The 12,979-nt window shown below is 39.9% G+C and carries 6 protein-coding genes; 2 read left to right on the top strand and 4 right to left on the bottom strand.

The features are described from left to right. Window positions 1-1,953: 1,953 nt before the first annotated feature. The 3 genes from DMZ48_RS10255 to DMZ48_RS10265 form a co-directional block, all read right to left on the bottom strand. The gene (locus DMZ48_RS10255; protein ID WP_143955057.1) at window positions 1,954-3,939 is read right to left on the bottom strand and encodes a putative porin; all 1,986 of its coding nucleotides are present in this window, start codon (window positions 3,937-3,939) and stop codon (window positions 1,954-1,956) included. 209 nt (window positions 3,940-4,148) lie between these two features. Next, the gene (locus tag DMZ48_RS10260) at window positions 4,149-5,495 is read right to left on the bottom strand and encodes a RagB/SusD family nutrient uptake outer membrane protein (protein ID WP_242009177.1); all 1,347 of its coding nucleotides are present in this window, start codon (window positions 5,493-5,495) and stop codon (window positions 4,149-4,151) included. 45 nt (window positions 5,496-5,540) lie between these two features. After that, complete coding sequence (locus tag DMZ48_RS10265) at window positions 5,541-8,600, bottom strand: SusC/RagA family TonB-linked outer membrane protein (protein WP_143955059.1); 3,060 nt, start codon at window positions 8,598-8,600, stop codon at window positions 5,541-5,543. Window positions 8,601-8,772: 172 nt separating this feature from the next. Here DMZ48_RS10265 and DMZ48_RS10270 point away from each other — a divergent pair, with 172 nt between their 5' ends. Together DMZ48_RS10270 and DMZ48_RS10275 are read left to right on the top strand one after the other, a co-directional pair. Beyond that, window positions 8,773-9,369 carry a ribonuclease HII gene (locus tag DMZ48_RS10270; RefSeq protein WP_143955060.1) on the top strand — a complete coding sequence of 199 codons (597 nt, stop codon included), beginning with the start codon at window positions 8,773-8,775 and terminating at the stop codon, window positions 9,367-9,369. A gap of 30 nt (window positions 9,370-9,399) precedes the next feature. Beyond that, a complete protein-coding gene (locus DMZ48_RS10275; protein ID WP_143955061.1) occupies window positions 9,400-11,844 on the top strand; it encodes a ribonuclease HII in 2,445 nt (814 codons plus the stop codon). A gap of 251 nt (window positions 11,845-12,095) precedes the next feature. On the opposite strand, the gene lipB is transcribed toward DMZ48_RS10275, so the two are convergent. Continuing rightward, window positions 12,096-12,806, bottom strand: a complete 711-nt coding sequence (lipB, locus tag DMZ48_RS10280; RefSeq protein ID WP_143955062.1) for a lipoyl(octanoyl) transferase LipB — start codon at window positions 12,804-12,806, stop codon at window positions 12,096-12,098. Window positions 12,807-12,979: the final 173 nt, after the last annotated feature.

The raw sequence follows: 12,979 nt of genomic DNA on the forward strand, positions 1-12,979 counted from the left end.
AACCTCTTCAGAACTTCGCCGCCGCCGTAACTTTCGTTTCAGTAGCGGGGTGCAAAACTACAACCATTTTTTGATCTCGCAAGAACTTTTTGAAAAAAATTTTCAATCCCTTCTCAACCTCTCTGCACCACTCTGTAAATGAACGTCTTTCCTCGTAAATACCGCTCTTGACAAGCGACCTTCAACCCGAAAGCGGGTGCAAATATAGAACTATTTTTTCCATACTTCCAACCCTTTTATCCATCTTTTTTTAAAATAATTCCTAAGCCCTTTATTCCATGCGATTTACCTTTTGAGAAAAATTCAAAACAGGAAACGGAATACAGAAAACAGTGAACGGAAAACGGAAAATGGAATACAGAAAACGGAAAACGGAATACAGTTTACTATATATATTACTGTGATACTGTATTACCGTGTTACTACTATCACTAAACACCTCTTCCTCGTTTTACCCCGACCCTAAAGGGAGACGAGGAATAGCAGAGTGATTACTCAATAGATAGTAGCACCCCATACATTATAGCTCAATTTTCAATTCTCAATTCTCAATGAGATCAACGCCAGAAGTTAGAATACAGTGAACGGAATACAGTTTACTGCATTACTGTGTTACTACTATCACTAAAACCCCTTCCTCGTTTTACCCCGACCCTAAAGGGAGACGAGGAATAGCAGTATGATTACTTAATATATAGTAGAAACCCATACATTATAGCTCAATTTTCAATTCTCAATTCTCAATTCTCAATTAGATCAATGCCAGAAGTTAGAATACAGTGAACGGAATACAGTTTACTGCATTACTGCATTACTGCTTTACTATATTACCGCGTTACTACTATCACTAAACACCCCTTCCTCGTTTTACCCCGACCCTAAAGGGAGACGAGGATTAGCAGAGTGATTACTTAATATATAGCAGCACCCCATACATTAAAACTCAATTCTCAATTCTCAATTCTCAATTCTCAATTAGATCAACGCCAGAAGTTAGAATACAGTGAACAGAATACAGTTTACTGCATTACTGCATTACTGCTTTACTATATTACCGCGTTACTACTATCACTAAACACCCCTTCCTCGTATTACCCTGACCCTAAAGGGAGACGAGGAATAGCAGTATGATTACTCAATATATAGTAGCACCCCATACATTAAAACTCAATTTTCAATTCTCAATTCTCAATTAGATCAACGCCAGAAGTTAGAATACAGAAAACGGAAAACGGAAAACAGAAAATGGAAAACAGTTTACTATATTACTGTGATACTGTATTACCGTGTTACTACTATCACTAAACACCTCTTCCTCGTTTTACCCCGACCCTAAAGGGAGACGAGGGATAGCAGTATGATTACTCAATAGATAGTAGTACCCCATACATTATAGCTCAATTTTCAATTCTCAATTCTCAATGAGATCAACGCCAGAAGTTAGAATACAGAAAACGGAAAACGGAATACAGAAAACGGAAAACAGTTTACTATATTACTGTGTTACCGTGTTACTACTATCACTAAACACCCCTTCCTCGTTTTACCCCGACCCTAAAGGGAGACGAGGAATAGCAGTATGATTACTCAATATATAGTAGCACCCCATACATTAAAACTCAATTTTCAATTCTCAATTCTCAATTCTCAATTAGATCAACGCCAGAAGTTAGAAAACGGAAAACAGAAAATGGAAAACAGTTTACTATATATATTACTGTGATACTGTATTACCGTGTTACTACTATCACTAAACACCTCTTCCTCGTTTTACCCCGACCCTAAAGGGAGACGAGGAATAGCAGTGTGATTACTCAATATATAGTAGAAACCCATACATTATAGCTCAATTTTCAATTCTCAATTCTCAATGAGATCAACGCCAGAAGTTAGAATACAGTGAACGGAAACAGAAAACGGAATACAGTTTACTGCGTTACTGTTATCCCTTTCTTATGAAAAGAAATTCCATACCACTCCGAACCTAATGATAAAATCACGATAGGGATATTCAGGAGCCGAATAAAAATTATAACCGGTGAAGGAAGAATTAAAATGTTCCGCTTTGAAGAAGATCCTGGTACGGCGAACCTTGGCATTAATAAAGAAATCCATCAAAGGAAAACCACCGATCTTCTCATAGTCCTGTACAAAGAATTCACTCATCACAGGATTATAACCATTCGCATAATACTCTGTAAAATACTTAAAAGTAATTCCTGTCTGAATGAACAATGCTTTTTTAAATAAATGATCTGTAAAATAGAGTGTATTTCTGGTGACAAACTGAGGAACATTCAATATGTTTTCAGACTGTCCGACCTCCTGATACATCAGGGTATTATGTAAAGCAAACTTCCCAAAACGAAATTCATTTTCAAATTTCACCTTTAAATAGTTGATGGAACCCGAATATTGAAACGGCTGAATGATCTGGTCTTCCGGTGCAGTAGTAACTTCGGCATCACCATCCTCACTTGTAGTATCTGCATATCCGAAATACGCCTTTTTATCCATTAGGCTATAGCTCGCCTCAAGTTGACCCCATTTCTTACTACTAAGCACTCCTCCAACTGTATTGACAGTCTCCTTATCAAATACATCGGAATTCTGCCAATTGTAGCTTTCATAATCACTTTGATAAAGCAAATAATTAAAGTTTGGCATTCTCGAAGACAGGTAATACCTTCCTTCGAGACTTATATCCTTCGTGAGGTTGATTCCGGCGGAACCATCGAATAGAGTCCCTCCCATATCGCCGACCAGATTCTGAACGAATCGGGCATTGATAAAGAATCTCCCCACCTTCTTTTTCCAACTTCCTCCTAAAGACACCTCCGTATCTTTAAGCTGATTTTGTACAATACCATCTTCAGTCACTACAACACTATTGAAATAATAATTGTAATTATAAAGATTGGCCTCCCCGGCTATCTCCCCTAAAAGATCACTTTCATATTTCAGATTGAATTGGTTCTTCAAGGTTCTGAACTTTGCTTTATCATTGATATTACTTAACTGAAATGCATCTCCAAAATAATCGGTCGATGAACTCTGTCTGTATTCATAGGTTTTCGCTTCGTAATCCAGCGCATGACCAATAGATATACGATAGTTTCTAAGCGAGTCATTTGCCTTGAACAACGCATAACTATGATCAAAATATAGTCGGTTCCCCAACAAAAAGGTTTCTGCATTTTCAAACTTCACGTCGATCCTGGAACGATCCACAAATTCAACTTCACCGGATTCGAACTGTTCCCGAACGGCTATCCCTCCATTTTCTTCATTCAGAAGATCCTGTGATGTGAAATGTCCGCGAAGCCGGTAACGATCATTCTTGGTCTTATAATCGAAGCCCATTCTGAAATTTCCGTTGCTAACCAGGATATGCTGATATTTTCCAAGGGAGCGCATCCCTCTGTATCCAACAAAAAGATTCATTCTTTCCGAAGTATTCAAGGTGAGCACAGCATCCAGGATCTGTCCCTGTTCCATCACCGAACGGAATAAAACATCAGTTGTTGGCGTAGGTACACGGTAATAACTGATATCCTCTGTTTTAAGATAATTATAATGCTTTGCTTCGGCACCGAGCTCCGGATAGAAAGAAGACTGCTTAACAGGCACCGCTAAACGATTGTAGGTTTGCCCTGCATTGGAGAAAGGTAATAGCTCGAACTCATCCTTTCTCATATAATTGAACTTATACTCCTTCCTGATCGTCTGGGTAGTATCGAAATGGGTAGTATCCCTGTCGTAAGAAATGATCTTGTAATCCTCTATGGCAAATGTGATCTCCTTCTTCGGTTTCTGAGCCATTCTTTCCCTTAATGAAAGGGTAGTATCCTGAACCACTCTTCCCTCTGGAATTTCCTGAGAATATCCGGACATATAAATCGCAAAGAACACGATGAACAGGTAATGAATTCGCTTCATTCAGTTAAAAATTTGAGAGCAAAGGTATATTATTTGCTGCAAAGATATTTGTTAATTCCGGAAACAAAAGGGATTTATCCACACTAACACAATTCAGCAATACCTGCTTACAAATTCATTTGAACATCCATTATTTCCGATTGCAATTTAAATAAAAAAGCCACCTGATAGAATCAGATGGCTTTTTATTATAGTTGGAAAGTTAATTCTTAGTTTCCGTACCCTGGGTTTTGCTCCATATTAGAATTTACATCCATTTCAGTACGTGGAATCGGATAAGCAAGTCTGCTATCTCCGTAAGGAATGGTTTGAAGAATGTTCTGCTGTAATGAAGTCTTAACAAGATCCTGACCGGTTCTCATCAAATCATCAAAACGGAATCCTTCGAACATTAACTCTTTTCTACGCTCGTTAAGAATGTTATCCTTGTTAGCAACGGTATAAGCGGTTGCACCACGGTTGCTGGTAATAAGGTTTAACTGAGTAAGTGCTCCTGAAGCATCTCCGGTTTCAAGTAAAGCCTCTGCATAGTTAAGTACTACTTCTTCGTAACGAATGATCGGCACGTTATCATACCCTTGGTTGTTTGGATATTTTCCGATATTTCTAAGCATATCATCTTCATATCCTAAGATATCCTTTCTTACATCTGTATCCTCATAAAGATCGATAACTTCATCAAGTACCTGTACATCTCCGTAGCTACCGTTTGGTCCTAATCTGTAGATGTAAGCAAGTCCGTTGATCCCCTGGTTGTCAGTTGCACTGAACGCTAATTCAAAGATAGAGTTCTGAGCAGACTCACCAACCCATGAACTTACGAAATTAGAAGCTGCTACAATTGAGAAATCACCAGAATCAATAACCGCTTTAGCAGCAGTTGCAGCAACACTCCATTGTCCGAAATAGATAGCTACTCTTGATTTGATAGCCATCGCAGTGAACTTAGAGATAAACTGTTTTGAACCATCATCATAAGAATCATCCATTAAAGAGAATCCCATATCAAGGTCAGCCATGATAGAAGTTACGTTATCACTTACAGATTCTCTGGCAGGGAAAAGGTCTTCACCTTTGAATTCAGTTACATAAGGAACACCAAGAGTTCCACCTACGTGCTGCTGCCCGTAAGTTCTAAGCAGATCGTAATGCGCTAAAGCTCTCATTACGTAAGCTTGCCCCTGATAGTGCTCAGCCTCACCCATATCTCCGGTTAATGTCGTAGCATCAGTTCCGATAATTACGTTAGCGGAAGCGATAACATCATAACAGTTATCCCAGATATAAGTAGAGTTCGGGTTATAGCTCAAAGACGCCTCAGTTGTAAAACGCCCGGAGTTACCGTTAGAAAAACAGTTGTCTGTTCCTCTTACCTCCCCGTTGATAATGATATCTCTACCATAATATCCACTGGAAGTCATCATTGAGTATGCACCTTTAAGAACTCCGTAAAGGTTACTTACCGAAATAATCCCACCTTCGATTGGTTTATTCTGCTCTGTTGATGGCTCCAGATCTTCTGTTGTACATGCACTTGAACCAGCAAGTAACGTCATGCACAATGCAATTTTATATATTAAATTACTTCTCTTCATGATTTTTTAAAATTTAAGGTTAACACCGAAAACTACAGATTTTACAGGAGGAGTTGCCAATTTAAGGTAACCTGTTGCATCTGTTTCTGGGTCATACTTCATTCTGTCATCCTTCACCCAAGTGAACATGTTAGTTCCTCTTACGAATACTCTGGCTGCACTGAATCCGATAGTATCAAGGAAATCCTGATTGAAATCATAACCAAAAGTTACGTTTCTTAGACGGAAAAAGTCACCATCATAAAGGAACTTGTTATCTCGTTGCCATGGGAAAGTGGTAAATTCCATTTTACCAAAACGAGTTCCGGTATCCCCTGGTTGTTGCCATCTGTCTAAGATAGCATCTACACCATTATAATACAAGAGGGTAAACAGGTCACGACCGTTTGTATAACGTGCCCAATCCTCATAAACTTTGTGTCCTCCAGCGTAGTAACCTTGAGCATCAAGGAAGAATCCTTTAACATCGATATGGAAGTTCATACCCGCAGTAAATGTTGGAAGTGCACTTGATCCCTGATAAACTGAATTAGCCTGAGAGAAAGTTGTAGTAGTTTCACTTCCTTCTCCATCGGTATACCAAAGGTCAACTCCAGTATCAGGATCTACACCTGCATAAGAAGGCATATACCACTCATATACTGTATGTCCTGTTTCAACACGCTTGATTCCGTTGGTGATATTGATTTCTTCACCGAATGCATCTTTAGCAAGTTCAAGAACTTCGTTGTTGTTTGAAGCAAAGTTACCACCGATAGACAAGTTAAAGTCATTTGAACGGATGATCTCAAAGTTAGCTTCAACCTCGATACCTTTGTTCTCCATTCTACCGATGTTTCTTGTCTGACTGGTAAATCCAGTAGTTAAAGAAAGTGGCACATCCAGTAACAGGTCTTTAGATTCACGGTTGTAGTAACCTACGTTAGCAGTGATTCTGTTTCTGAAGAATCCCATTTCGATACCGATATCATAGGTATGAGAAGTTTCCCAGCTAAGGTCATTGTTACCAAAAGTACCAGGATAAGAAGCTCCTTCTCCAGCATAATCTGAATCATAGTTAAGAAGCGCCTGATATTGGTTAAGATCGATGTTCGCATTACCGGTCACACCATAAGAAGCTCTAAGTTTCAAGTTACTGAAAAGATTACTTCCTTCAAGGAAAGATTCTCTGTGGATGTTCCACGCACCTCCGACAGACCAGAAGTTACCCCATCTGTTATCGCTGGCAAATCTTGAGTTCCCTTCACGTCTGTAAGTAGCATCGAATACATAACGTCCGTTGAACGCGCTGTAGTGCATAAGTCCCATATAAGATGCAACTGCCCAGTCAGTGTACCAAGAGTTTGCAGTAGTTGGGTTACCTGCAGAGTTAAGGTTAGTCAGACCGTCATCACCGAATGAATCTCCGTCCGCTTCCAGATAGTATAATCTGTTCTTTTGGTATTCCTGAAGAACTTTGAAATCAAATGAATGATCGTCAGATACATTCCAGGTATAATCAACAGAGTTCTGGAATACGTAGTTAGCACGGTTTCTGTTTGCCTGCCAACCATATCCGTTGGTAGATGAACCGTCACCATCGATACGGTTTCTGTATCGCTTATAGTTATATACCTGATAGTCGATGTTTACACGAGTTGTAAATGAAAGATTTTCAACTGGAGTATCCCAGGTAAGCGAGTTGTTGGTAATGATCCTTGTGAATTTAGAATCATCGATATCTTCTTGCGCGATCCAAAGCGGGTTTGGAAGCGTAGTATTAAGGTTGATCGAACCATCTTCATTATATGGCATCTCGATCGGCGGCTGGAAAAACTTGATAGTACGTGGTGAAGAGAAATACGCACTAGTTTCCAATAAACCATCCTGATAAGAATGAGAAGCCGAGTTAGTAGTTGAAAAACGGAACGCAGGAGATAATTGCTTGCTGAAATTCAGCTGCCCTGTAATTCTGTCGAAATCTGAACCGATAACGGTAGCTTCCTGCTTGTAGTAACCAAGAGAAGCAAAGAAGTTTGATGTTTCATCTCCACCACTGGCAGAAAGGTTATACTCCTGAATTGGAGCATCACGATTGGTAACCACATCAGCCCAGTGAGCTTCAGGTCTACCAGCAGCATTCCAAACTACATAATCATTTCCAAAAGATCCGGTGTTCGCTTCGTAGAAAGCCTGAGCTCCGTCGATATCAAAATCGTAAGCTGCACCGTAAGTATTGTAAAGCGCTTCATAAAAAAGCATCTCTCTCTGAGCTCCGGTAAGTACTGTAGGACCATCGGTAGCATCGTTAGAGAAACCATAAGAAGTACTAAGGTTAAATACAGTTTTACCTGATTTACCTGTTTTCGTAGTAATAACGATTACCCCGTTAGCTCCACGAGCACCATAAGCAGCGGTAGCAGACGCATCCTTAAGAACGGTCATACTCTCGATGTTGTTTGGGTTGATACTCGCAAGTGGAGAAAGCGAAGAACCTGAAGAAGTTGCAGAAACGTTATTGTTAACAACAGGAACCCCGTCGATTACATATAACGGCTCATTACCAGCGGTGATCGAAGAAATACCACGAATTCTGATATCCGTAGTAGAACCAGGAGTACCAGAAGAGTTAGTAATTACAAGACCAGCAACTTTACCCTGAAGAACCTGATCAACAGAAGCTACAGGAGCTTGTTCGATCGCCTCAGCGTTCAATTGCACAGTAGAACCGGTTAATTCCGCCTTGTTGGTGGTAGCATAACCTAAAACAACCACCTCTTCAAGTGCTTGTGAATCTGCCATCAATTGAACATTGATTGTTGATGAAGTACCAACAGTGCGTTCTTCTGATTTTTGTCCGATATAACTAAACGTTAACACCTCTCCTACACTGGCAGATAATGAATAGTTACCATCAAAGTCTGTCTGAGTACCTCTTGCGGTACCCTTCACAGACACGTTTGCACCAGGCAACGGCAGACCATCCTGGTCAGTAACCGTACCCGAAATCGTCTTCTCCTGAGCAAAGGAGAACTGTAATCCGAACGCTAGGAATAGCGTCAAAATCCAAGTAAACTTTGATTTCATATTTTTAATTAATTTGATTTAGCGTGCGACAAACATCTTAATAATTTCTTAATAAACCAAATATTTGCCAACAGGCATTATGTTAATTTTAAGAAATCGCAAGAGTTTGCTAAGAAATAATGATAATTATATTTTTTTTCCCGATTTTTACGAATTTCTCAAACCTAACCCCATGAAAAACAGGTATAGTACTTACAAACTGGAAGCTGGAACCGATGAAGCGGGGCGTGGATGCCTTGCAGGGCCGGTTACAGCTGCTGCAGTAATTTTACCGGACAGATTTAGGAACGATTTAATCAGGGATTCAAAAAAACTGACGGAGAGAAAAAGAATGATCCTTCGCCCACAGATCGAGGAAAAAGCACTTTGTTATGCCGTGACTCATATTCATCCCGTGGAGATCGACAAGATCAATATTCTAAATGCATCTATTCTTGGAATGCACCGATCGCTGGAGAAATTACATCAGATTCCGGAATACATTGCGGTTGACGGAAACAGATTTAAACCTTTTCTCGAAATTCCACATTCCTGTATTATTAAAGGGGACGATAAATTTCTCAATATAGCAGCAGCATCCATATTGGCAAAAACCTACAGAGATGAATACATGGAACGTATTCATGAAGAATACCCGATGTACAACTGGAAACAAAATAAAGGCTACCCCACCACAGAACATCGTGAGGCTATTAAGGAATACGGTCCAAGCCCATATCACCGTAAATCCTTTCGATTATTGCCTGAACAGTTGACCTTTGAGTTTTAAATTTTATTTTTGTGCCAAAGCGCCAACCCGATGAATAGACTTTTAGTAGTGGCACTAGCAGCTGCCCTTGCCCTGATCTCCTGCAAAAATGACCAACCGGCTATAGACAATATCATCCATCTTGCTCCCGGAAATGCTGCAGTGATCGTTAAGATCAATGATCTTGATCGCTTTAAAAGTGAATTGATCAATAATGAATTCCTCCAGGTATTCAAAGACAATGATAATTTCAAAAAATCGGAATCCCTTCTCAATTCCTTACAATATATAAGTCCGAAAGGCGAATCGCTGCTTTGCTTAAACGAGATTGGAAAATCGAATTTTGAATACACTTTCATCACCAGAAATCATAATGACCTGTTCGCAATTGATTCTACTATCGCAAGAAATATTCAGGAGATCGATTACGAAAGCAGATCCATTAAACAGCTGACGATCGGTGACGACGAGATCTTCAGTATTACCCTGGGCGAGTATTTCATTGGATCCTCCTCCAGATTACTGATCGAAAACACAATCAGAAATATTGAAAAACCTTTTTCAAATCCGGAACTCAATAAATTATTCCTGGTTGCACAAAAAAATCATGCTTCAACCCTGTTCATCGATAACAAAAGAGTCCCCCAGCTACTCGAAGGCATTTTCAACACCGAATTCAGTGACAGTTTTCAAAAAATCAGCGACTGGACCTCTCTCGATCTTGAAATTTCCGCGGATGCAATTCTCGGAAATGGTATCGCCCTCGCTTCCGATTCGATACACAACCTGCTCAATGATTTAAAACATAAAGACGGTGATGTCACCGGTGTCCAGCAGATCATTCCTGCCACGATGGAATACTACATCGACCTGGGAAACAGCGAACACCTTTTAGCTACCCCTGTCAAAGAAAACGACAGCCTATTCAAATATGTTACAGAAGCCACCTTCATTCAATTGAACGATGGCACTGCCTATGCTTTCAATTCAGAAGAGCCTTTGCAATTTGAAGAACGACTAAAACCCTACATAACGAATACCGATTCCTATCGTAATGAGACTATCTGGCAATTGTCCGAAAATGACCTGATCGCTACGCATTTCAAAAAATTCTTTCCTAAGGCCAGTGTCGGATTTGCAAGCTACATTAATGAATATTTCATTTTTACGGAGAATGAGGAAACCTTAAAAAGCATCATATCCAATATTCAAAATCATTCGGTTCTCGCCAGACTTACTGCTTATGATGACCTTAAAAAAGGGATGGCCGGGGTTTCGAATATAGAGATCGTAGGGAATCTTGAAAGCATGAAGGAGAACCATCATATATTTTCTGATGAGTTCAGTGATTATATCCGAAAAAAAGACCTGAGTTCACAGAATTTTATCGGTATCCAATACACCACAGAAGACGATTTTTCTCATTTAAATCTATACACCCGTAAAAATAATACATCGCGAAGCAGTTCCGGACTTATCACTCAGGTTTTTAATACGACACTGGATGCTGAAATTACCGGACGACCACAATTCGTGATCAATCACCGCACCAAACAAAAAGAAGTGGTGGTACAGGATATTAAAAATGACCTTTACCTCATTTCCACCCACGGAAAGGTACTCTGGAAAAAACGACTGGATGGCCAGATCAATGGAAAGATCGAACAAGTCGATCTCTACAGAAATGGAAGACTCCAACTCGCATTTGTCACCACTGGAAAACTATACATCATCGACAGAAACGGTAATGATGTAAGTCCGTTCCCCATTAATTTTGAAAAACCGATCACACAACCGCTTGCCTTATTTGATTATGACAAGAATAAAGATTATCGATTCTTAATTGTGAGCGGAGCTGATGTCACCATGCTGGACAGGGATGGCAAAAAGGTCAGTGGTTTCAACTTTACCAAGGCCGGAAGTAAAATCATCAACACCCCACAGCATATTCGGGTAGGCTCCAAAGACTATATCGTTATGCAGGAAGAAAATGGCAAACTGGATATTTTGCACCGAACCGGTGACAGCCGGATCACGGTAAAGGACAATATCGATTTTTCGGGTAATCAGGTCTATTGGTATCAGGATAAATTCGCGACCACCAATAATAACGGAGATCTGGTAATGGTCGATGAGGCGGGCCGTGTTACCCCCTTACCCATGAACTTAAAACCCGAACATCAGATCGATGCTACCGTAAACACCCTGGCATCGATCTCAGAAAACACGCTTTCAATCAAAGACAATACGGTTGAAATGGATTTCGGAATCTATACCAAACCCAGAATATTCTACTATTATGATAAAATATATGTCGGATTGACGGATCTGCAAGCGAAACAAACCTATTTGTTCGATTCATCAGGAAATTCAATTCAGAACTTTCCGGTTTTTGGAAACGGAGACATCGATCTCGACGATATCGATAACGACCGTAAAATGGAATTGGTCACCAAAGGAGAATCCAACAATATCCTGGTTTATAAAATTAATTGAGAACAGCTAAAAAGTCATAGATAAACAGGAAGGCTGTGAGATTTTAAGCTGTAGGCTGTAGGCTGTAGGCTGTAGGCAAAAGAAATTATCACATATGAATTCTCAATTTTCAATTTGATTTAGTTACGCTGTTACATGTTACCTTGTGAAGCAGTGAAGCAGTAAACTTTTTCCAAATTCTTAATTCAATTCTCAATTTTCAATTAAATCTAACTCATAACTCTACACTCTTAATTCTTAACTCATGATAATCAATCCCCCTGAGAGATCATGACTGCCTCGAATTTTTTCGCGAAGTTTTTTAGCAACTTTTGTTTCACCTCAGCCTCGTCTACTTTGGCAACACCTAGCTCTACATTGAGGGAGGTTACCGCTTTATCTCGAATTCCACAGGGAATTATGTTGTCAAAATACCCAAGGTCAGCATTGACGTTAAAGGCAAAACCGTGCATGGTTATCCACCGGGAAGCACGAACACCCATCGCACAGATCTTTCGGGCGAAGGGAGTTCCCACATCCAGCCAAACGCCGGTTTCCCCATCAGAGCGCATGCCTTTCAGTCCGTATTCATCCATAGTCATAATAATCGTCTCTTCGAGAAAACGAAGATACTTATGAATATCGGTAAAGAAATTTTCAAGATCAAGAATAGGATACCCCACTACTTGTCCGGGTCCGTGATAGGTAATATCTCCTCCCCGATTTATCTTATAGAAGGTGGCTCCTTTCGATGCAAGCTGAGATTCATTTAGAAGTAGATTAGACACATCTCCGCTTTTACCCAGGGTGTACACATGGGGATGTTCCACATAAAGAAAATAATTAGGAGTTTTATCCTCTCTGTTCTGACGTCGGTTCGACACTTTAATATCAAAAACACTTTTAAAAAGTTCTTCCTGATAATCCCAGGTAACCTTATAATCCTTTAGTCCGAGATCCTTGTAAAATACTTCCTTATTCATACTGCAAAGATACGGTTTGTTAGTGACACTATGGAAATAAGTGACACTGGAGACACTGGCGACACTAGGGACACTAGGGACACTAGGGACAATGGTGACAATGGTGACAATGGTGACACTAGTGACAATGGTGACACTAGTGATTTGGGTGACACTGGTAGCATTATATCAGT

Source organism: Robertkochia solimangrovi (genome assembly GCF_007279655.1).
Lineage (GTDB): Bacteria > Bacteroidota > Bacteroidia > Flavobacteriales > Flavobacteriaceae > Robertkochia > Robertkochia solimangrovi.

What these genes read in the sequence shown, in the direction of transcription:
- DMZ48_RS10275 (WP_143955061.1), top strand. Translation starts at nt 9,400, where the DNA reads ATGAATAGACTTTTAGTAGTGGCACTAGCAGCTGCCCTTGCCCTGATC.
- lipB (WP_143955062.1), bottom strand. Translation starts at nt 12,806, where the DNA reads ATGAATAAGGAAGTATTTTACAAGGATCTCGGACTAAAGGATTATAAG.
- DMZ48_RS10255 (WP_143955057.1), bottom strand. Translation starts at nt 3,939, where the DNA reads ATGAAGCGAATTCATTACCTGTTCATCGTGTTCTTTGCGATTTATATG.
- DMZ48_RS10260 (WP_242009177.1), bottom strand. Translation starts at nt 5,495, where the DNA reads ATGACGTTACTTGCTGGTTCAAGTGCATGTACAACAGAAGATCTGGAG.
- DMZ48_RS10270 (WP_143955060.1), top strand. Translation starts at nt 8,773, where the DNA reads ATGAAAAACAGGTATAGTACTTACAAACTGGAAGCTGGAACCGATGAA.
- DMZ48_RS10265 (WP_143955059.1), bottom strand. Translation starts at nt 8,600, where the DNA reads ATGAAATCAAAGTTTACTTGGATTTTGACGCTATTCCTAGCGTTCGGA.